We start from the raw sequence: 20,409 nt of genomic DNA, 5'->3' as shown, positions 1-20,409 counted from the left end.
ATGGGCATTCAGAGAAATACTACATACCTAAAGCATATTTCCACGATTCAGCGCTGCACCCAGAGATACTTTGAGGCAGCTCTGACCGACTTCAGCATCGGATACGGACAGCAGTTTTTTCTGCTCCGCATCAGTGAGCAGGAGGGCATCAGCCTTCAGGAGCTGGCAAAACGCGGAAACTATGATAAAACGACTGTGACAAAGGCAGTCCAGAAACTCACAGAAGAGCACCTTGTCTGCTCTGTCCCGGATCCCAGAGACAGGCGAATCCACCATCTGTATCTGACAGACACAGCCAAGGCCCTGATTGAGCGTCTTTACGAAGTCAGAGATCGCTGGAAAAATCAGCTCACAGAAGGATTTTCTGAGCAGGAAAAAGCACAGATGGAGGACTTTCTGAGCAGAATGGCCTCACGGGCCTGGGAAATGACTGAAAAAGGAGAATACCGATTATGAAACATGAAACCAAAGCTTTGCAGTCAGGAAATCCGCTGGAATATAAACCGATCCCCCAGCTGCTTCTGGCCTTTTCGGTTCCGGCCATTATTTCCTGCCTGATCAACTCGATTTACAATATCGTAGACCAGATTTTCATTGGGCAGGGCGTCGGGTACCTGGGAAACGCAGCCACGACCATCGCTTTCCCTGTCATGACCATTATACTGGCTTTCGGAACCCTCATCGGTGCAGGAAGCAGCGCTAATGCGGCGATCAGCCTGGGAGAGCGGAGAAACAGGCGGGCGGAAATCATACTGAACAATGCCTTCGCTCTCGCCCTTGTGTCAGGGATTATCCTGATGGCTGTGGGCCTTCTCTTCCTCAGACCGATTCTCTCTCTGTTCGGAGCTACCGAGGCATCCATGCCCTATGCTGTCGATTACACTTCCATCATCCTGCTTGGAACCCCCTTCAACCTGATTGGAATTGTATTGTCTAACCTGGCCAGGACAGACGGTCATCCGAGACTTTCCATGTATGGCATGATGATTGGAGCCGGGCTCAACACCATCCTGGATCCGATTTATATTTTTATTTTCCACTGGGGTGTCAAGGGAGCAGCTATCGCTACCATCACCTCGCAGATTATCTCAGCCATCATTCTGACCGCCTATTTCCTGCGGGCAAACAAAAATCCTCAGCACATGAGGCTTCGCCTGCGCTCGATGAAATTTGCCGGCCCCATCGTAAGCCGGTCTCTGACGCTTGGCGTTTCCTCCGGAATTACCCAGTCTGTGGCGTGCATCATGCAGGTTGTTTTAAACAACTCTCTTGTCCACTACGGAAATCTGGAGGCTGCCGGCGGCGGCGACATTGCTCTCAGCGCCATGGGAATCGTCTCGAAAATTTCCATGATTCTGGCTTCCCTGGCCATCGGCTTCGGTATCGGTGCCCAGCCAATCCTTGGCTTTAACCGCGGCGCCGGGAAGTATGACCGGATTAAAACAACCTATAAAATATGCAGTATTATGGCTTCCGTCTGTCTGATCACCGGCTGGGCTCTCTGTCAGCTCTTCCCCGAGCAGATCATCAGCCTTTTTGGACATGAAAGTGCAGCGTTCACGGATTTTGCAGTAAAGTGTATGCGGATCTATCTGTTTGGCATCTTCTGTGCCGGGTTTCAGATTGTTTCTACCAACTATTTTCAGGCTACGGGACAGCCTCTCAAAGCGGCTATCCTATCCTCCCTGCGCCAGCTTGTGCTTCTCATCCCGCTGATTCTGATCCTTCCTCTGTTTTGGGGCCTCGACGGAATTCTGTTTGCCGGTCCTGTGGCGGACATCAGCTCCACGATCATTGTTTCCCTGTTTGTCATTCCGGAGATGAAAAAACTCAACCAGAAAATCAGTGAGATGAGAACGGCGGCGCAGTAAAACGGAATCATTCAGACAGCTCACTTCTCACTTTTCGAATGAAGGCCGGCTGCTCCTGGTGTATGCCAGAGCGGCCGGCCTGCTTCTTTCTTATTTTCTTACGGCAAAAAGAAAGCGGTGCCGCAAAGCCTCATCGACTTTGCAGCACCGCTTTTATCCCACTTGAGCAAGATACCGCCCCGGCCTGGGTCTCTCCCAGAGAGAGACTCAGAGCAGACCGGTATCGTATTACAAGCGCTTGCCGCGCATTTATTTTATGAATCCGTATTGGTGATTACTCAAGGATAGAAACTACTCTACCGGAACCAACTGTACGGCCGCCCTCACGGATAGCGAAACGAAGTCCCTGCTCCATAGCTACTGGATGGATCAGCTCAACTGTCATCTCTACGTTATCGCCAGGCATGCACATCTCTGTACCAGCCGGTAACTCGCAAACACCTGTAACGTCTGTTGTTCTGAAGTAGAACTGCGGACGGTAGTTGTTGAAGAATGGTGTATGACGGCCACCCTCGTCCTTTGTCAGAACGTAAACCTGTGCTGTGAACTTATTGTGGCACTTTACAGAACCTGGTTTGCACAGACACTGACCTCTCTGGATCTCTGTTCTCTGAACACCACGAAGCAGAGCACCGATGTTGTCACCAGCCTGAGCCTCGTCAAGGAGCTTACGGAACATCTCGATACCAGTTACAACTACCTTACGTGTCTCCTCGTGGATACCAACGATCTCAACCTCATCAGATACATGAAGTGTACCACGCTCTACACGGCCTGTAGCAACTGTACCACGACCTGTGATGGAGAATACGTCCTCAACTGGCATAAGGAATGGCTTATCTGTGTCACGAACTGGATCCGGAACATAGCTGTCTACAGCATCCATAAGCTCAAGGATCTTGTCTCCCCACTCGCTGGACGGATCCTCAAGAGCCTTTAATGCGGAACCCTGGATGATCGGTGTGTCATCGCCCGGGAACTCGTACTCGTTCAGAAGCTCACGGATCTCCATCTCTACTAACTCAAGAAGCTCTGGATCGTCAACCATATCACACTTGTTCATGAATACAACGATGTAAGGAACGCCTACCTGACGGGACAGAAGGATGTGCTCTCTTGTCTGAGCCATAACACCGTCTGTAGCAGCTACTACAAGGATAGCGCCGTCCATCTGAGCAGCACCAGTGATCATGTTCTTAACGTAGTCAGCATGTCCTGGGCAGTCAACGTGTGCATAGTGTCTCTTGTTTGTCTCATACTCAACGTGAGCTGTAGAGATAGTGATTCCACGCTCTCTCTCCTCTGGAGCCTTATCGATGTTCTCGAAAGCAACAGCCTCACCTGTACCTAATCTCTCATGAAGTACCTTTGTGATAGCTGCTGTTAAAGTTGTCTTACCATGGTCAACGTGTCCGATGGTACCAATGTTGCAATGTGGTTTAGTTCTTTCAAACTTTGCTTTTGCCATTTTATAACGTCCTCCTTAAATTTGCCCGCAAAAGGGCTAGATGATATATGTTAGGCTGTTTCTAATTATATTCTATCAGAATATCTTTTTCAAGCCTATTTTACAATCCCCCGGCAGATTTTTGTCTATCCGGGGCCCCTCTCGGAACCCCCGGCAGATGGCGCGTCGCAAGTCCGCTGCCGGCTGCCGGAGGACAATTTAACCTTTACGGTCTCTGATTACTTTCCGGCTTTCTCGGAAAGAATCTTCTCCTGTACGCTCTTCGGAACCTGCTCGTACTTCTCGAAGAACATGGAGTAGTTTCCGCGTCCCTGTGTCTTGGAACGCAGGTCTGTGGAGTATCCGAACATCTCGGAAAGCGGAACGAATGCCTTAACCATCTTTCCGCCGCCGACATCTTCCATACCCTCGATACGGCCGCGGCGGGAGTTGATGTCACCGATAACATCACCCATATACTCTTCCGGCATAGTAACTTCCACCTTCATGATCGGCTCCATAAGAACCGGGCCTGCCTTCTTCATGGCCTCTTTGAAGCACATGGAACCGGCGATGTGGAAAGCCATCTCGGAAGAATCGACCTCATGGTAGGAACCATCGTAAACAGTTGCGTGAACGCCCAGTACCGGGAATCCTCCAAGGATACCAGCCTTAGCTGCCTCCTCGATACCCTCGCCGACTGCCGGGATATACTCCTTCGGAATCGCGCCGCCGACAACGGCAGAATCGAACTTGAATGTCTCCTCTGCGTTTGCATCCATCGGCTCGAATTTAACCTTACAGTGTCCGTACTGACCGCGTCCGCCGGACTGCTTTGCATACTTGTATTCCTGGTCAACTGCCTTTGTAAATGTCTCCTTGTAAGCAACCTGAGGAGCGCCTACGTTTGCCTCAACGTGGAACTCGCGGAGCAGACGGTCAACGATAATTTCCAGGTGAAGCTCGCCCATACCGGAGATAATGGTCTGTCCTGTCTCCTGATCGGTGTGAGCGCGGAAGGTCGGATCCTCCTCGGCAAGCTTTGCCAGGGCCTCGCCCATCTTCTGCTGTCCAGCCTTTGTCTTCGGCTCGATAGCGATGTCGATAACCGGCTCCGGGAACTCCATGGACTCAAGGATTACCGGATTCTGCTCGTCACAGATTGTATCGCCCGTTGTGGAGAACTTGAATCCGATTGCTGCGGCGATGTCGCCGGAGTAAACCTTATCAAGCTCCTGTCTCTTATTTGCATGCATCTGCAGGATACGTCCGACACGCTCCTTCTTGCCCTTTGTAGCGTTCAGCACATAGGAACCGGAGTTTAATGTACCGGAGTAAACGCGGAAGTAAGCAAGCTTTCCTACGAACGGGTCTGTCATAATCTTGAATACCAGAGCGGAGAATGGCTCCTCATCGGAGGAATGTCTCTCAACTTCGTTTCCGTCCATATCAACGCCCTTGATATCCGGGATATCTGTAGGCGCCGGCATATACTCTACGATAGCGTCGAGAAGCTTCTGAACACCTTTGTTTCTGTAGGCGGAACCGCAGCATACCGGGATAGCCGCGCACTCGCAGGTTCCCTTTCTCAGCGCCTTCTTCAATTCCTCTACAGAAGGCTCCTCGCCCTCAAGGTACTGCATCATTAAATCGTCATCTAACTCACAGATCTTCTCAATGAGCTCGGTGTGGTACAGCTCAGCCTCATCCTTCATATCCTCAGGAATGTCAACGATGGAAATATCGTCGCCCTTCTCATCGTTGTAGATGTAAGCCTTCATCTCGAACAGGTCGATGATTCCCTTGAAATCATCCTCCTTGCCGATGGGGAGCTGTAAGCAGATAGCGTTCTTTCCGAGTCTGGTGCGGATCTGCTCTACTGCGTTGTAGAAATCTGCGCCGAGGATATCCATCTTGTTGATGAATGCCATTCTCGGTACGTTGTAGGTGTCTGCCTGACGCCATACGTTCTCAGACTGTGGCTCAACACCGCCCTTTGCGCAGAATACGCCGACAGCGCCGTCAAGTACACGCAGGGAACGCTCAACCTCTACTGTGAAGTCAACGTGTCCTGGAGTATCAATGATGTTGATACGGTGCTCTAAAGCGCCTGGCTTCGGTTTGCAGTTCTCTTCCAGAGTCCAGTGACATGTTGTAGCCGCAGAAGTGATTGTAATACCTCTCTCCTGCTCCTGCTCCATCCAGTCCATGGTAGCATTACCTTCGTGAGTATTACCAATCTTATAGTTTACACCAGTGTAATAAAGGATACGCTCTGTTAATGTGGTCTTACCAGCATCAATGTGAGCCATAATACCGATATTTCTGGTTCTCTCTAACGGATATTCTCTTCCAGCCAAAGCTTTTTCCTCCTATTAGAATCTGTAATGAGCAAATGCCTTGTTAGCCTCTGCCATCTTATGCATATCTTCTTTCTTCTTTACGGAAGCGCCTGTGTTGTTGGCTGCATCCATAATTTCCTTTGCAAGCCTCTCCTCCTGAGTCTTCTCGCCTCTCTTGCGGGAGTAGAGTGTGATCCAGCGAAGCGCGAGAGCCTGTCTTCTCTCCGGCTTAACCTCGATCGGAACCTGGTATGTGGCGCCGCCGATACGTTTTGCCTTAACCTCGAGAACCGGCATGATGTTGTTCATAGCCTCCTCGAAAACCTCAACGGCATCCTTGCCTGTCTCAGCTGCTACACGGTCAAATGCGCCGTATACGATCTTCTGAGCAACACCCTTCTTGCCGTCTAACATAATGTTGTTGATTAATTTAGTAACAACCTTGTTGTTGTACAGCGGATCTGCTAATACGTCTCTTTTCTGAGTATGTCCTTTACGTGGCACGTTACTTCCCTCCTTAATATGGCTGCCTGAAACTTATTTTACGCTGCATATGCAGGCAGATTTCGTTTCCCGCAGCGTTTCATTAGATCTTAGGTACTCGCATGAATTCCAATGCGTGTCGTGCTCGGTTCTTATGATTAAACCTGCAACCTACAAGTCAATATCAAAGTCCGGCACTAAAATTCATCTGAATTTTCACCTAATTATTTCTTATCTTTCGGCCTCTTAGCACCGTATTTGGAGCGGGCCTGCTTTCTGTTGGCTACACCTGCTGTATCAAGTGTACCACGGATGATGTGGTATCTTGTACCTGGTAAGTCCTTAACACGGCCGCCGCGGATCAGAACAACGCTGTGCTCCTGTAAGTTGTGTCCCTCACCTGGAATGTAGCTTGTTACCTCGATTCCGTTGGACAGACGTACTCTGGCGATCTTTCTAAGAGCTGAGTTCGGCTTCTTAGGTGTTGCAGTCTTAACTGCTGTACAAACACCTCTCTTCTGAGGAGCAGATACGTTTGTAGCTCTCTTCTGTAAAGAGTTGTATCCCTTCTGCAGAGCCGGTGCTGTGGATTTCTTTTCAGATGTCTGTCTTCCCTTTCTTACTAACTGGTTAAATGTAGGCATCCTTTTCACCTCCTGTGATATTGTCTGTTGGTTGCGGCTTTTACGTTTAAAGCCCTGTTTTTACGCACAAAAATCCTGTATGAAAATTTTGCACGCTTACTCATTATAGCAGATTGTCATGTTCTGTCAAGGCTTCCAGAATATTTTTTTGCGGATTTTCCTTGTTTTTAGGGGGTTGAGAGGGGTTTGAAAGATTTAATGCCGGGGAAGACAAACGTGCCTGTGACTTAACGCTTCAGTACAGCGATGACCTCAGACTGGCTCCTCAGATGCAGGAATGGGGTGGGATTCAAATGAATCCCACCCCAACTATTAACATAGAACCATAAATCTACTTTGAAAGTTACGCACAACTTTTGGGGACTTATCCAAAAATGTTATTTTTCATAACAAATGACCAGGTTCTTGTGGAGCCCATTTTTAAATTAGTTGTTAAAGTCGCTCCGCAAATTCCTCCCATTTCAGGTAATACATATCCACTAAACCCTGTATTCACGCTAAAATTATTATTTACTGCCTTAGTTCCACTTTGAGAATGCCCTGTATCTGAACAACCATAAGTTAAGGATGCGCTGCTTACTGATACCCGAGAATCTAATATATCCCAATTCCCCGTTACCTTTGTCAGAAGATATTCACTATTTTGTCCATTGGGCTGTGTTTTGTAGTGTAAGTTTAAATATACTCTGATTGATTCAGAACCATCCGTCTGATTGCCAGATAAAATATACTCCGGATTTCCGTATAATATAAACTCATATGTAACCGTATTTTCATCTGACAAAAGTGTAATCGGAGTGTTAACACGTTTCCCTTCTACAAAAAGACTTTCACCTGTATCGCTTATAAGATAACCTTCAGCACTGCCCTTTACCTTTTCTTCGTTTGTTGCTGCAAAAGCCTGAATTGAAAAAGCTAATACAAAAATCGTTGTTAAGATACTAATTAGTTTTTTCATAATGTTTCTCCTTCCTAAAATGTTTCCTAATAACCTATTGCTATAAGAATTCCAGGAATTATAAATAACCACGGATTATTGACAAGAATAATAAATCCAAGAGGGTAGTTGTTTGTAATAAAAAAATATATCAACATTACTAAATATATTAACAATAGTAGTATACCAATTTTAGCTGCTAATTTAATAATGGAATCATTTTTTTGAAATAAGTATTGCTTTATAAGTCCTACTATAATCAATGCTGCTGTAAAATAAAATATTGGAAACGCTATTATGTACGCAATATTAAAATAAAATGCTGAATAATTCTTGGCATCTATATTTTTTAGAATTATAAAATAACTAATCAAGTAGAATAAACTTATAATACATGCTATATATTTCAGTAAAAAAATTTTTATTTTTATTCCAAACGCCTCCTTCATCTTCTCTTCTTATCTTATCTTATCTTTTTCTAGCTTACCATTTTACATCACCCGCCTCTTTGTTTTATCTATTTTGTTTGTTTTTTTATAAGAATATTATGTCATTTCTATGTTTTTTTGTCAATATTTTTTATTTATTGTTTTACCATCCGATTATTGCTAATTATTTATATATAAATATTATTATTTTTAGTCTTTTCTATTTTTTTATTATTTTTCCATTTACTTTACAATGCCAAAATTTATGCTAGACTATTTTATATTAAGGTTACGGCTTATCCGCCACCGAAAAAGCTCTTGTTTTTATTTAGGAAAGGAAGGAAAAATCCATGAAACTTGTTATCATTGAACCTTTAGGCGTGGAAAAGGAGCGGCTGCTTTCCATGGCGGCAGAGCAGCTCCCCAAGGAAATAGAAGTGGTCTATTACGACACACGCGTCACAGACACCAAGGCCCTGATTGAGAGGGGAAAGGACGCAAACATTATAGCAGTCTCCAACCTGCCGTTAAATGCTGAAGTCATCGACGGCTGCAAAAACTTAAAGATGCTCTCCGTGGCCTTCACAGGCATTGACCACATTGCCATGGATGCCTGCAGAAAAAACGGCGTCCTGGTGAGCAACTGCGCCGGCTACTCCACTGCCGCCGTGGCGGATCTGGTTTTCGGAATGCTGATCTCTTTATATAGGAACATTCCCGCCTGCGACGAGGCTGTGCGGCGCGAGGGGACTAAGGACGGTCTCATCGGCTTTGAGCTGGAGGGCAAGAAGTTCGGCGTGATCGGAACAGGCGCCATCGGCCTTCGGGTGGCCGCCATCGCCCAGGCCTTCGGCTGTGAGGTTCTGGCCTACAGTCGGACAGAGAAGGATATTCCCGGAATTACATACACGGATCTTGACTCTCTGCTCTCCCAGTGCGACATCGTCTCCCTCCACACGCCGTTAAATGATTCCACGAGAGGTCTCATCGGGCGGGAACAGCTGGCTCTCATGAAGCGAAGCGCCGTTCTCATCAATACCTCCCGGGGCCCTGTGGTGGACAGCGAAGCCCTTGCAGAGGCGCTGAATGAGGAGCGCATCGCCGGCGCAGCCATTGACGTATTTGAGACAGAGCCGCCCATCAGGAAGGAGCACCCCCTCTTAAATGCAAAGCATGTGATCGCCACGCCTCACGTTGCCTTTGCCACGAAAGAGGCTCTCATCAAGCGCGCCGCCATTGTCTTTGACAATATTACGGCCTGGATAGACGGAAAACCTCAGAATGTAATGTAAGCCCGGGACCTCCTCCCCGGCAGAAAACGGCGCCGGAAAGCCTCCTGCCTGCTTTCCGGCGCCGTTTTTGTACTGCTTTTTCCGGGACGTTTTCGTTTCTTCCCGCTTTCAGCCCACTCCTGCTCGCTTTTCCTCATTTCCATTCATTTCTTCTCTTGCATTTCTGCCCCTGCCCTGCTATAATGTTCAATATCTAATTATTTTTCAAATAAATGAACATTATCAGAGGATCAATGATTGCTCCCGCTGACCGTGTTCTGCTCGCAAGGAGGTATCATATGAACCGTATTTCCAAAAACAGCGGGGCGCCCCTTAAATCTCAGCTCGACTGGATTCCCATCGCCCTCCCCTTCGCCGTTATCCTGCTTTTGTGCGGCTGCTTTTTCGCCGCACCGGAAAGCTCCAGACAGACGCTGGATTCTGTCAGGGCCTTCCTGGGCGATCAGTTCGGCGTCTGGTATCTGGCTGTGGGACTTGGCTTTTTTCTGCTGTCTATCTATCTGGCCTTCTCGCCCTACGGTTCCATCCGTCTGGGGAAACCGGGCGAAAAGCCTCAGTATCCTGCCTTTGTTTGGGGTTCCATGATGTTCACCTCCGGCCTGGCTGCCGATATCCTCTTCTACTCTCTGTGTGAGTGGATTCTGTATGCCAATGATCCGCATCTGGCAGAAATGGGCTCCATCCAGGACTGGTCAAGCGTCTACCCTCTGTTTCACTGGGGTCCGATCCCCTGGAGCTTCTACCTGGTTCTGGCCGTATCCTTCGGCTTCATGCTCCATGTGAGAAACTGCAGGAAGCAGAAATATTCTGAGGCCTGCCGGCCCATTCTTGGCTCCCTGGTGGACAAAGCTCCCGGAAAGCTCATCGATCTTTTGGCTGTCTTTGCCCTTCTGGCGGGGACTGCCACCACCTTCAGCCTGGCCACCCCGCTGATGGGGCAGGCTCTGGCCAGCCTTCTGGGTCTTGACGCCTCCGGCTGGCTTGCGGCCCCCGGGCCCTTCGGCATTGCCTGCTCCAAATGGCTCACCATCCTCATCCTCGCAGCCACCTGCGCAGTCTACACCTTCTCCGTAGTCCGCGGGATGAAGGGCGTGGCAAAGCTGGCCTCCTCCTGTGTCTACCTGTTCTTCATCCTTCTGGCCTATGTGTTTCTGGCTGGAGGGGAGACAAGGTACATTGTAGAGACCGGGTTCTCTGCCCTGGGAAATCTTGCCCAGAACTTTTTAACTCTCGCCACCTACACGGATCCTGCGAGAACCACCTCCTTCCCCCAGACCTGGACGATCTTCTACTGGGCCTACTGGATGGTCTGGTCTGTGGCCTCCCCCTTCTTTATAGGAAGCATCTCCAGAGGGCGCACGGTAAAGCAGACGATTCTGGGTGGCTATCTCTTCGGCCTTGGCGGGACCTTTACCAGCTTTATTGTCCTTGGAAACTACAGCCTGGGACTCCAGGTATCAGGACGCCTTGACGTGATGGCCATCTACGGGGCAGCACAGGATCTGTACAGCACCATTATAGCCATCCTCCAGACCCTTCCCCTGGCCTCCCTCGTTTTAGTGGTCCTGCTGCTGGCCATGATCGCCTTCTACGCTACCAGCTTTGACGCCATTGCCCTGGTGGCTGCCTCCTACTCCTACAAGGAGCTTCCCGACAGCCATGAGCCTCACATGGGAGTCAAGGTATTCTGGTCCCTGATGCTGATCCTGCTTCCCATCGCCCTGGTGTTTTCAGACAGCTCCATGGCAAACCTTCAGACGGTGTCCATTATCGCGGCCTTTCCGCTGGCTTTCGTGATCGTCCTGATTGCTGCCAGCTTCTTAAAGGATGCAGGCAGGTATCTTAGGGAGCAGAATAAAAAAGCGGGCAGGCCCGCCTCAGCTCCCCATCCCCCTCAATCATAAGGGGCTTGCCTGCTTTTTCGCGCCGCCGCGCGGCTGCTTTAAGCAGCCTTTTCCTCTGCGCGGCGTGCGCATCCCGCCCGGCAGGGCTTTTTGTATTACAGGAAATTCCTCCGAATTTCCTGTAATACAAAAGAGCGGCCCTGAGGCCGCCCCATTCTGACTGATATGCTGTTCCGATTCACAGGCCCTTTTCACAGAGAGCTCAGTATTTTTGTGATAAAAGGCTTTGTGAGTTCATATACAGAGCGTTCTGTATAGTTCACATGGGCCAGCTCCATGGCCGCCTTCTGTTTGTCCGTGTGTGAGGTGTATGGGTAAACGCCGAACAGAAATGGGAAAAAGGCGCAGAGAAACCCTTCCTTATCCTCCTCTGTCATGGAAGGGAAGAATTTTTCCAGACAGCCGGTGACTGCCCCCAGTGCATGTCCATACACCTGCTTGAAAGCTGCCAGATTTTCCAGGCGGCTGTTTGCCTCCATATCATAGAGATTCATGCTGATCAGCCTCAGCATACAGCCTCGTTTTTCCAGAGTATGGGCCAGCTTATCTGCAAACTCCTCCGGCGGCAGGGACTCATTCTGTTCCCGGATCCTCTCCACATCCTCGATCCACGCCTCGTACTCCCGCTGAAGGAGGGCCAGGAAAATCTCTTCCTTCGTCTGAAAATAGTTATAAATCGAAGTGCGTGTAAACGAGGTCCTGGCCCCGATATCGCGGAGCGTAATATCCTTAAACCCCATAGTCTCATACAGCAGGGCACAGGCATTAATGATTTCTTCTTTTCTTGCATTCGTCAGCTCTTCTGAACCTTTTGGCATAACTGTTTCCTCTTTCCCGGCCTGCTTCCCTGCACACAGGGACAGCAGGCCGTTTCTGACAATCGTATGGGCATTTTTCGGCACCGGTCAAATCAGGGCCCCACAGCTCCGTCAAAAGCAGATGATGCTGCAAAGCTGTCTTTTCATCCTTTCAGAATGCGTTTCGCCCAGTCCCCGGCGCCGGAGCCGTTCAGAAGCTGCCCGCTCTTCCAGTTTGCCTTGGGGCAGTGGGCCTGCATGCTCTTCTCCGCCTTTCCGATGCCGCTGCCGCCGGAGGTGGCAAAGGCGATCATCGTCTTTCCGGAAAAATCATAGCTCTCCAGGAACGTATCCACAATCCGCGGTTCCACATACCACCAGATCGGGAAGCCCACCAGAACCGTGTCGTACTGCCCCATATCCTGTACCGGCTCTGCGATAGCCGGGCGGGAAGCAGGGTCGTTCATCTCCAGGGTGCTGCGGCTGTTTTTGTCCATCCAGTCCAGATCAGCGGAGGTGTAGGGCTGCTCTGGCCGTATCTCATACAGATCGGCTCCCACGGCATCTGCCATCTCCTTTGCCGCCTGTGCTGTCACTCCGCTGGCTGAAAAATAGGCAATCAAGGTTTTACTCATCATCCATTCCTCCTTTATTTATCGCTCAATCAGTTCATATTCCCGCTGTCCCATTCCCAGAGCAGCGGCAGCCTCTATGGTATGGATGCCGTTTCTGCTGTTCACCCGCTCCATAAAGTGTTCCCTGCCCGGATCGTCAGAGCCTGAAACCAGGTCAATACATGCCTGGTCGATGGCCACCGGATCCAGGGATGCCAGGATACCGATATCCCTCATGCAGGGATCCTCGGCCACGGCACAGCAGTCACAGTCCACTGAGAGATTTTTCATCACATTGATAAATGCGATTTTTCCTTTAAAGTGAGCGGTCACACTGGATGCGGCGTCGGCCATGGCCTCGGGAAAGACCGTGTTGTCTGCATGCAGCTTCCAGGTCTCAAAACGGTCATCGGTTCTGCCTCCGGAGTGGATCAGCGCCTTTCCGGCACGGGAGGCACAGCCGATGGCAAGCTGCTTGAGTGCACCGCCGTAACCGCCGGCTGGATGCCCCTTAAAGTGAGCCAGCACCAGCATGGAATCATAATTTTCTATGTGCCTGCCCAGGCGGTTCTCCTTCAGCACCCTGCCGTTCAGAACAGGCCAGACCACATCCGGCCCCTCAGCATCCATCAGATCCACCGGGAAGTATTTCGTCCAGCCGTGCTCATCCATCAGTTTTAAGTGGGATTCTGTGTGATCCCGCACCCCCGCTGTGGCATCTCCATAAGCAGTATTGCACTCCACGATCGTGCCGTGTACTTCCTCCACCATAGGCTTCCAGAACTCCGGATGCAGAAAATTCTGATTTCCCTTTTCCCCGGAATGAACCTTGACAGCTACCCTGCCGGGCAGCTCGATTCCCAGCTCATGGTAAAGTCTCACCACTGCCTGGGGTGTAATCTCCCGCGTAAAATAGACCTTTGATCCCATAATCATCCCTCCTGCTGTTTTCACCCTTATACTGCACTGTTTTCAGAATGCCGGCATTTCGCTGAAACTCCATGGCCCGGCAGATACCAGGCCATGGCACAGTCACTCCTGCACGCGGCAGATGCCGTCCGGCGTAAGAGTCCGTACCGGTTATCCCTCTCTGTTCTGACACTGTGTCATTATCTGTAATATAGCACCGTTCTGACACTGTGTCAATGTACCAGACAAAATTATTTCCTGCCTTTCTCAGAAACCCCCGCAGTTACAAAAAGAACCGGCCGGCAAAAAAGCAGGCGGCATCTCTGTCCCGTAAAAAAGGGGCATCCCGCAAGTCTTTCACGACCTCCGGGATGCCCTCATCCTTCCTGTTTTGCAGTTTCTCTGATGTTTCTCTATATTTTCCTACAGTTTCATGGTAAGCCCGATCCGCTTCTTTTCCAGATTCACATCCAGCACCTTCACCTCCACGATGTCGCCGACGCTTACCACCTCAAGAGGATGCTTAATATAGCGGTCTGTCATCTGGGAAATATGGACCAGCCCGTCCTGATGGACTCCAATATCCACAAAGACGCCGAAGTCAATAACATTTCTCACCGTTCCCTTGAGGATCATTCCCGGCTTCAGATCCTTTATGTCCATCACATCTGTCCTGAGAATCGGCTTTGGCATCTCGTCCCTGGGATCTCTGGCCGGCTTCTCCAGCTCCTTTACCATATCCCTGAGCGTGAGCTCACCGATGGACAGTTCCTGTGACAGTCTGCCGTAATCCCCAATCTTTCTTCCGATTCCCTGGAGTCCGGATTCCGAAAGTTCCTTCATCTGGTAGCCCAGGCGGGAGAGAAGCGCCTCTGCGGCTCCGTAGCTTTCCGGGTGGACGCTGGTAGCGTCGAGAGGATTCTCTCCTCCCCGGATTCTCAGAAAGCCCGCGCACTGCTCAAAGGCCTTGGGGCCCAGCTTCGGAACCTTCAAAAGCTCTCTCCTGTTATGAAAGCCGCCGTTTTCCTCCCGGTAGGCCACAATATTTTTCGCCACGGTCTTTGTGATTCCTGAAATGTACTCTAACAGGGAGGCAGACGCCGTATTCAGATCCACGCCCACGCTGTTCACGCAGTCCTCCACAACGCCCTCCAGCGCCTGTCCCAGGTTCTTCTGGTTCATGTCATGCTGATACTGCCCTACGCCGATAGACTTGGGATCAATTTTCACCAGCTCTGCCAGGGGATCCTGAAGCCTTCTGGCAATGGATACAGCGCTTCTCTGGCCCACGTCGAACTTGGGAAATTCTTCTGTGGCCAGACGGCTGGCAGAGTAGACAGAGGCGCCTGCCTCATTGACGATCACATACTGAACCTTCTCCGGTATCTCCTTTAACAGCTCCACGATCACCTGTTCCGATTCCCGGGATGCCGTCCCGTTTCCCAGAGAAATCAGAGAGATTCCATATTTTCGAATCAGGTTCTTTAGGATCTGCTTTGACTCCTCCACCTTATTCTGGGGAGCGGTGGGAAAGATCACCACTGTATCAAGCACCTTTCCAAGGCCGTCTACCACGGCCAGCTTGCAGCCGGTCCTAAAGGCCGGATCCCACCCGAGCACCACCCGGTCTGCCACAGGCGGCTGCATGAGAAGCTGTTTCAGATTTTTTCCGAATACGCGGATGGCCCCTGCCTCCGCCTTCTCTGTGAGCCCTGCGCGGATCTCCCTCTCAATGGCCGGCCCGATCAGCCTTCTGTAGCTGTCCTCCAGGACAGCCTGCAGAACGGGCGCCGTGTTCCGGCTGTCCTTTTTTATGATCTGCTTTTCCAGATAGCGGAGAATCTTCTCCTCCGGCGCCTCTATCTTCACATTCAGAAACTTTTCTTTTTCCCCGCGGTTCAGCGCCAGAATCCTGTGCCCTGCTGCCTTTTTAACCGGCTCGGAAAACTGATAGTACATCTCGTAGACGGAAGTTTCCTTCTCGTTCCTGGCAGAGGAGGTGAGCATTCCCTCCTCCATGGTTATTTTTCTGATGTAGGTCCTGTACTCGGCCGTCTCTGAAATCCGCTCCGCCAGAATATCCATGGCTCCGTCCAGAGCCTCCTTTGCCGTAGCCACTCCCTTTTCCTCCGATACGAAGCCCTCTGCCTCCTCTATGGCAGGGACGCTCATCTCCTGAAGGAAAATCTGATCTGCCAGAGGCATAAGCCCCTTCTCCCTGGCTATGCCGGCTCTCGTTCTTCTCTTGGGGCGGTATGGCAGATAGAGATCCTCCACAGCCACCAGGGTTTTCGCCTCCCGAATCTTCCTTTCCAGCTCTTCTGTCAGCTTTTCCTGCTCGCCGATGGACGCGATCACCTGCTCCTTTCTGTCCTCGAGATTTCTCAGGTACTTAAGCCTCTCGTCCAGGTTTCTCAGCACCTCATCATTTAAGGAGCCTGTGGCCTCCTTCCTGTATCTGGCTATAAACGGGATGGTATTTCCCTCATCAATCAGCTTTACGGCCGCCTGCACCTGTCCCTCACGGATCTGAAGCTCCCCGGCCAGTGTCTTTATTACATCCATATCTGTTTCTCCCTTAAACGGCTCTGCTCTCTGCTGCCGCTTCTATTGTTCTGTCTTTTCTGTACACCTGTTTATTATAAGGGATCCCCTGCTAAGTTGCAACCGGAACGCTTTTCTGGTATAATCGTGGGAGTCCGATGCGGTAAGCACGTCTGCCGCGTTCCTACACTTACTTACATTTACGGAGGATTTCTATGGAGTATTATGACGATTACGATAACAGAGAGTTAAAGGAGGCGAACGGGCCTTCACGGCAGCCGAAGCCGCCGGCCAACAATATGGCGATTGTATCCATGATTCTCGGAATCTTTGCCATTCTTCTGCTCTGCATGTGCATCGCTTTTCCGGTATCCATCCTGTTAGGCGCCGGTGCTGTCTGCCTTTCCATCATGTCGAAGAAGGGCGGACCGTTTTCCGGCTTTGCCGTGGCAGGGCTGGTTCTGGGAATTCTGGCTATTGTCTTCGGTATAATCGAGTTCCTTTACCTGATATTTGTAAGCCAGCTACTAAATGATCCCTATTTTACAGGGATATTAGAGGAGATGATGGAACAGTATCCTCTGAGCGATTAAAAAAGAGATGTATGGCCAAAGGGGAGGGAGGAAATTTTTTGTGACTTCGCTGGAACAAAAAATTTCCTCCCTCCCCTCCGTATTTCCAGATAAGCAGCTGAATGAGCAGAATAGAAGGACGGCATTTACCAGGCCCTCCCCGGCCAGCCTGCGGCGACTGAGTGGAGGTCGAGGCCCATGACGAGAAGCAGGTTTTTAATCAGAAATCCGGCGGCGGTCACTGCCAGGAGGCCCCACAAAAAGCAGAGAACCGGGCGCGGAAGGGCACTTTTCCTTAAGAATTGTGCCCTGTCTTTTTCTTCAGCCTTTCCTTCAGTTTTTCCTGCAGCCTCCAGCAGTACTGCCGCTATACACCACAGGCCGCCGAACAGAAGATAGGCCGGAATCGGGTTGTAGAGAAGACTTTTTACCACCTGACCCCGAAGGAGGGCCAGAGCTGCCCTCGTTCCCCCGCAGCCAGGGCAGTACAGACCCGTAATCATATGAAAGAGGCAGGGAATCTCTCCCTGCCCCAGCTTCATCAGCAACTCTGCTGCTGTATTCATAAGAATTCCCCTTTAGTCTGCCAGAGAGAACGCATCGTGAACGACTCTCATAGCCCTGTTGGTATCCTCCTCATTGATGAGAACCGTGATGCGGATCTCTGAGGTGGCGATCATACGGATATTGATATTTGCGCTGTAGAGGGCCTCAAACATTCTGGCCGCCACTCCGGGATTGCTGGTCATGCCGGCTCCGATAATGGAAATCTTGGCAACGCCTGTGGCACACTCTACGGACTGAGCCGTTAAGGACTCCCTGTTGTCATTTAATATGGTCATTGCCTCCTGAAGATCGGTTCTCGCCACGGTAAAGGAGATGTCCTTCCTTCCGTCACGGCCAATGGACTGGATGATAATGTCCACATTGATATGATGTCTTGCCAGAAGGTTGAACACCTTGAATGCGATTCCCGGCTCGTCAGCCACTCCTATCACGGAAATTCTGGCGGTATTCTTATCGGCTGCCACACCGCTGACTAACATTTTCTCCATCTTCGTACTCTCCTTCACAACTGTTCCCTCTGCCCTGGTAAGGCTGGAAAGAACCACTAACTGCACTCCGTACCGCTTTGCCATTTCCACAGAACGGTTGTGCAAAACCTTGGCTCCCAGAGACGCAAATTCCAGCATCTCGTCATAGGAGACCTCGGGGAGCTTTCTCGCATTGGGCACAATCCTCGGATCCGCCGTGTAAACTCCATCCACATCCGTATAGATCTCGCAGGCATCCGCGTGAAGAGCTGCCGCCAGGGCCACTGCCGTCGTGTCGGAACCTCCTCTGCCCAGAGTCGTCATGTCATCGAACTTATTGACCCCCTGAAAGCCTGTGATGATCACAATCTTTCTGGCATCCAGCTCATTTTGAATGCGCTCGGTATCGATCCTCTTCAGCTTCGCCTGCCCGTAGGCGGAGGTCGTTTTCATAGGGACCTGCGCCGCGTTCAGGGAAATGGCCTGAACGCCCAGAGACTGGATGGCCATGGCCATGAGAGCCACGGAAACCTGCTCTCCCGTTGCAAGCAGCATATCCAGCTCCCGTCTGGACGGACTTTCTGTAATCTCATGAGCCTTTGCAATCAGCCCGTCCGTGGTCTTTCCCATAGCGGAGAGAACTACTACCACGTCATTTCCCTTGTTATAATCCTCAATGCAGCGCCTGGCCACATTAAAAATCCTCTCCCTGTCAGCAACTGAACTGCCGCCGAACTTCTTTACGACTAACATGCTCTTCCTCCCTGGTATCATGCATCCGGGACTGGTTTTTGCAATTTCCCGCATCCCGGTTTCCGTCCTGCCCTTCTCTATATCTGAGCCCGGATCATCTGTCGGATGTCTCCGAAGGCTGCTGATACCTTTCTGTAATGTTCTTCCGTCATCTCTCCCGTGAGGACTGCAAACTCATCCATTCCCGGAAGCTCTGCAAACCTGGACGGGCCAAAAGCTGCCTCAATCTCAGCCCTCTTTTCCTCCAGCCTTCCCTCCACTCTCAGGAAGTAGGAGAACCTGGCCTCCGTAACCGGTGAAAGCTCCTGCCTCTCATCGCTCCAGCCTATGGGGATATTTCTGTCCATATTGCCTGCGATTTCCATTATATCCGCCACCACTGCACTGGCTGTAGGCAGTTTTCCCGCACCGCTTCCGTAGAACATCAGAGTTCCCACCATGTTTCCCTTCACCATCACCGCGTTGTACACATCGCTCACACAGTAAAGAGGGTTCTCCTGAGGAATCATCATAGGGCATACAAAAACTGTCACCCTTCCGTCTTCCATGCGGCTGCTTCCAAACAGTTTAATGGAAGCCTGAAATTTTGCCGCATACTGAAAATCCGTGTCTGTGACTGCCGTGATTCCCTCAGTGTACACATCCTCATAGTGGATTTCCTTTCCTGTAGCCAGGGCAGTCAGAATGGCAATCTTGCGGCAGGTGTCAAACCCTTCCACATCGGCTTCCGGATTTCTCTCCGCGTATCCCAGCTCCTGAGCCTTTCTCAGGGCCTCCTCAAAGGTCTGGCCCTCTCTGTCCATTTTCGTGAGAATATAGTTGGTTGTTCCGTTTAAAATACCGCTGATCTCCAGGATTTTCTCTCCCGCAAGAGCCTCTGTCAGCGGGCGGATAATCGGAATGCCGCCGCCTGCACTGGCCTCAAAGAGAAAGTTCAGATTCTTCTGCCTGGCAATGGAGAGAAGCTCCGTCCCATGTGCAGCCACCAGCGCTTTATTGGAGGTCACCACATGCTTTCCGGCAAGAAGGCAGGCCTTCGCAAAATCATAGGCCGGGCGCACACCGCCCATAGCTTCTACCACAATCCCTATCTCCTCATCCTTCTCAATCACGGAAAAATCGTGTATCAGCTTATCTTCATTGGGATCTCCCGGAAATTCCCTGAGATCCAGAATATATTTGACCTGAATCTCCTCTCCTGTCCTGGCCGAGATCACGTCTCTGTTCCTGTCAAGAACCTCCACAACTCCTGAACCAATAGTTCCATAACCCATTACTGCTGCATATATCATATCTGTCACTCCCTGGCAATAATTTTTACATGATGAATCCCCTTCTGTTCCTCCATTTCTTCCACCATACGGGAAATATTCCCGGTATCCGGGCGCACTTCCACACTCAGCGTCAGTGACGCCACATTGTTGACCGGAATACTCTGATGGATTGTCAGGATATTGGCCTTATAAACTGCCACGATATGCAGGATATCGGAAAGCAGCCCCCGCTCGTCGTCCATCTGGAGCACCAGGGTGATCGTTCTGCCCTTTGCATTGTCATAAAATGGAAAAATATCATCCTTATATTTGTAGAAGGAGCTTCTGCTGATCCCGACCCGCTCTGTCGCCTCCTGAACGGTCATGGCCCGCTCAGATTCTATGAGCCGTTTTGCCTGGACTACCTTCAGAAGCACCTCCGGCACAGCCTTCTGCTTTAGCACAAAATACTTTGTCTGCTCTTCCATTCCTCTCCCCTCATCTTCTGCCTGCAGCTTTCGGCACAAAGCCTTCTTTGAAAGGCAGACGGCACAGAGTCAAAGCGCTGCCGCTCCGGTGACGTTG

The 20,409-nt window shown here is 50.5% G+C and carries 18 protein-coding genes; 5 read left to right on the top strand and 13 right to left on the bottom strand.

The window, feature by feature from the left end; all coding sequences use genetic code 11:
* Both LK436_RS06130 and LK436_RS06125 read left to right on the top strand, forming a co-directional pair.
* Positions 1–456 (top strand): MarR family winged helix-turn-helix transcriptional regulator, encoded by a 456-nt coding sequence (locus LK436_RS06130; protein WP_008399332.1) that lies wholly within the window; start codon positions 1–3, stop codon positions 454–456.
* Complete coding sequence (locus LK436_RS06125) at positions 453–1,871, top strand: MATE family efflux transporter (RefSeq protein WP_008399333.1); 1,419 nt, start codon at positions 453–455, stop codon at positions 1,869–1,871. Before LK436_RS06130 ends, LK436_RS06125 begins: the two co-directional genes overlap by 4 nt.
* Positions 1,872–2,145: 274 nt before the next feature.
* On the opposite strand, the gene tuf is transcribed toward LK436_RS06125, so the two are convergent.
* The 5 genes from tuf to LK436_RS06100 all read right to left on the bottom strand — a co-directional run bounded on the left by tuf (position 2,146) and on the right by LK436_RS06100 (position 7,745).
* Positions 2,146–3,339, bottom strand: coding sequence for an elongation factor Tu (gene tuf, locus LK436_RS06120; protein WP_008399334.1), 1,194 nt, complete (start codon positions 3,337–3,339; stop codon positions 2,146–2,148).
* Between the two features lie 218 nt (positions 3,340–3,557).
* Positions 3,558–5,678, bottom strand: coding sequence for an elongation factor G (gene fusA, locus LK436_RS06115; protein ID WP_021965692.1), 2,121 nt, complete (start codon positions 5,676–5,678; stop codon positions 3,558–3,560).
* Between the two features lie 15 nt (positions 5,679–5,693).
* Entirely contained in the window at positions 5,694–6,164 is a 471-nt protein-coding gene (gene rpsG / locus LK436_RS06110; RefSeq protein ID WP_008399336.1) for a 30S ribosomal protein S7, read from the bottom strand.
* Positions 6,165–6,367: 203 nt separating this feature from the next.
* The gene (rpsL, locus tag LK436_RS06105; RefSeq protein WP_008399337.1) at positions 6,368–6,787 is read right to left on the bottom strand and encodes a 30S ribosomal protein S12; all 420 of its coding nucleotides are present in this window, start codon (positions 6,785–6,787) and stop codon (positions 6,368–6,370) included.
* Positions 6,788–7,151: 364 nt separating this feature from the next.
* Positions 7,152–7,745 carry a hypothetical protein gene (locus LK436_RS06100; protein WP_008399338.1) on the bottom strand — a complete coding sequence of 198 codons (594 nt, stop codon included), beginning with the start codon at positions 7,743–7,745 and terminating at the stop codon, positions 7,152–7,154.
* Between the two features lie 757 nt (positions 7,746–8,502).
* Here LK436_RS06100 and LK436_RS06095 point away from each other — a divergent pair.
* On the top strand, positions 8,503–9,444 hold the full coding sequence (locus LK436_RS06095; protein ID WP_008399341.1) for a 2-hydroxyacid dehydrogenase: 942 nt from the start codon (positions 8,503–8,505) through the stop codon (positions 9,442–9,444).
* A gap of 278 nt (positions 9,445–9,722) precedes the next feature.
* A complete protein-coding gene (locus LK436_RS06090; protein ID WP_044931859.1) occupies positions 9,723–11,348 on the top strand; it encodes a BCCT family transporter in 1,626 nt (541 codons plus the stop codon).
* Between the two features lie 191 nt (positions 11,349–11,539).
* Here LK436_RS06090 and LK436_RS06085 read toward each other — a convergent pair whose 3' ends face one another.
* The 4 genes from LK436_RS06085 to LK436_RS06070 all read right to left on the bottom strand — a co-directional run bounded on the left by LK436_RS06085 (position 11,540) and on the right by LK436_RS06070 (position 16,233).
* The gene (locus LK436_RS06085) at positions 11,540–12,166 is read right to left on the bottom strand and encodes a TetR family transcriptional regulator (protein WP_021965486.1); all 627 of its coding nucleotides are present in this window, start codon (positions 12,164–12,166) and stop codon (positions 11,540–11,542) included.
* Between the two features lie 143 nt (positions 12,167–12,309).
* On the bottom strand, positions 12,310–12,780 hold the full coding sequence (locus tag LK436_RS06080; RefSeq protein ID WP_015544332.1) for a flavodoxin: 471 nt from the start codon (positions 12,778–12,780) through the stop codon (positions 12,310–12,312).
* 18 nt (positions 12,781–12,798) lie between these two features.
* Positions 12,799–13,689: a DUF362 domain-containing protein gene (locus tag LK436_RS06075; protein WP_021965484.1), complete on the bottom strand. Its 891-nt coding sequence runs from the start codon at positions 13,687–13,689 to the stop codon at positions 12,799–12,801.
* A 402-nt stretch (positions 13,690–14,091) separates the two neighbouring features.
* The gene (locus tag LK436_RS06070; protein ID WP_008399350.1) at positions 14,092–16,233 is read right to left on the bottom strand and encodes a Tex family protein; all 2,142 of its coding nucleotides are present in this window, start codon (positions 16,231–16,233) and stop codon (positions 14,092–14,094) included.
* A gap of 194 nt (positions 16,234–16,427) precedes the next feature.
* On the opposite strand from LK436_RS06070, the gene LK436_RS06065 reads away from it, so the two are divergent.
* Positions 16,428–16,805: a DUF4190 domain-containing protein gene (locus tag LK436_RS06065; protein ID WP_008399351.1), complete on the top strand. Its 378-nt coding sequence runs from the start codon at positions 16,428–16,430 to the stop codon at positions 16,803–16,805.
* A gap of 125 nt (positions 16,806–16,930) precedes the next feature.
* Here the strand turns inward: LK436_RS06065 and LK436_RS06060 are convergent, their stop codons facing one another.
* From LK436_RS06060 to LK436_RS06045, 4 genes are all read right to left on the bottom strand, one after another.
* Entirely contained in the window at positions 16,931–17,350 is a 420-nt protein-coding gene (locus LK436_RS06060) for a DUF2752 domain-containing protein (RefSeq protein ID WP_008399353.1), read from the bottom strand.
* A 12-nt stretch (positions 17,351–17,362) separates the two neighbouring features.
* Positions 17,363–18,571: an aspartate kinase gene (locus LK436_RS06055; RefSeq protein ID WP_021965480.1), complete on the bottom strand. Its 1,209-nt coding sequence runs from the start codon at positions 18,569–18,571 to the stop codon at positions 17,363–17,365.
* Between the two features lie 77 nt (positions 18,572–18,648).
* Positions 18,649–19,863 (bottom strand): homoserine dehydrogenase, encoded by a 1,215-nt coding sequence (locus LK436_RS06050; protein ID WP_008399355.1) that lies wholly within the window; start codon positions 19,861–19,863, stop codon positions 18,649–18,651.
* A gap of 5 nt (positions 19,864–19,868) precedes the next feature.
* Positions 19,869–20,312 (bottom strand): ACT domain-containing protein, encoded by a 444-nt coding sequence (locus LK436_RS06045; protein ID WP_008399356.1) that lies wholly within the window; start codon positions 20,310–20,312, stop codon positions 19,869–19,871.
* Between the last annotated feature and the right edge of the window lie 97 nt (positions 20,313–20,409).

Source organism: Clostridium sp. M62/1, from assembly GCF_020736365.1.
GTDB lineage: Bacteria > Bacillota > Clostridia > Lachnospirales > Lachnospiraceae > Otoolea > Otoolea saccharolyticum_A.
The sequence above is the reverse complement of the archived record's forward strand: the minus strand, read 5'-3'. Positions and strand labels throughout refer to the sequence as shown.

Excerpts from the sequence above, each read along its gene's own strand:
- LK436_RS06065 (WP_008399351.1), top strand. The coding sequence starts at position 16,428 with ATGGAGTATTATGACGATTACGATAACAGAGAGTTAAAGGAGGCGAAC.
- tuf (WP_008399334.1), bottom strand. The coding sequence starts at position 3,339 with ATGGCAAAAGCAAAGTTTGAAAGAACTAAACCACATTGCAACATTGGT.
- LK436_RS06130 (WP_008399332.1), top strand. The coding sequence starts at position 1 with ATGGGCATTCAGAGAAATACTACATACCTAAAGCATATTTCCACGATT.
- LK436_RS06045 (WP_008399356.1), bottom strand. The coding sequence starts at position 20,312 with ATGGAAGAGCAGACAAAGTATTTTGTGCTAAAGCAGAAGGCTGTGCCG.
- LK436_RS06095 (WP_008399341.1), top strand. The coding sequence starts at position 8,503 with ATGAAACTTGTTATCATTGAACCTTTAGGCGTGGAAAAGGAGCGGCTG.
- LK436_RS06050 (WP_008399355.1), bottom strand. The coding sequence starts at position 19,863 with ATGATATATGCAGCAGTAATGGGTTATGGAACTATTGGTTCAGGAGTT.
- LK436_RS06125 (WP_008399333.1), top strand. The coding sequence starts at position 453 with ATGAAACATGAAACCAAAGCTTTGCAGTCAGGAAATCCGCTGGAATAT.
- LK436_RS06085 (WP_021965486.1), bottom strand. The coding sequence starts at position 12,166 with ATGCCAAAAGGTTCAGAAGAGCTGACGAATGCAAGAAAAGAAGAAATC.
- LK436_RS06080 (WP_015544332.1), bottom strand. The coding sequence starts at position 12,780 with ATGAGTAAAACCTTGATTGCCTATTTTTCAGCCAGCGGAGTGACAGCA.
- LK436_RS06100 (WP_008399338.1), bottom strand. The coding sequence starts at position 7,745 with ATGAAAAAACTAATTAGTATCTTAACAACGATTTTTGTATTAGCTTTT.
- LK436_RS06060 (WP_008399353.1), bottom strand. The coding sequence starts at position 17,350 with ATGAATACAGCAGCAGAGTTGCTGATGAAGCTGGGGCAGGGAGAGATT.
- LK436_RS06075 (WP_021965484.1), bottom strand. The coding sequence starts at position 13,689 with ATGGGATCAAAGGTCTATTTTACGCGGGAGATTACACCCCAGGCAGTG.
- LK436_RS06055 (WP_021965480.1), bottom strand. The coding sequence starts at position 18,571 with ATGTTAGTCGTAAAGAAGTTCGGCGGCAGTTCAGTTGCTGACAGGGAG.
- LK436_RS06090 (WP_044931859.1), top strand. The coding sequence starts at position 9,723 with ATGAACCGTATTTCCAAAAACAGCGGGGCGCCCCTTAAATCTCAGCTC.
- rpsL (WP_008399337.1), bottom strand. The coding sequence starts at position 6,787 with ATGCCTACATTTAACCAGTTAGTAAGAAAGGGAAGACAGACATCTGAA.
- LK436_RS06070 (WP_008399350.1), bottom strand. The coding sequence starts at position 16,233 with ATGGATGTAATAAAGACACTGGCCGGGGAGCTTCAGATCCGTGAGGGA.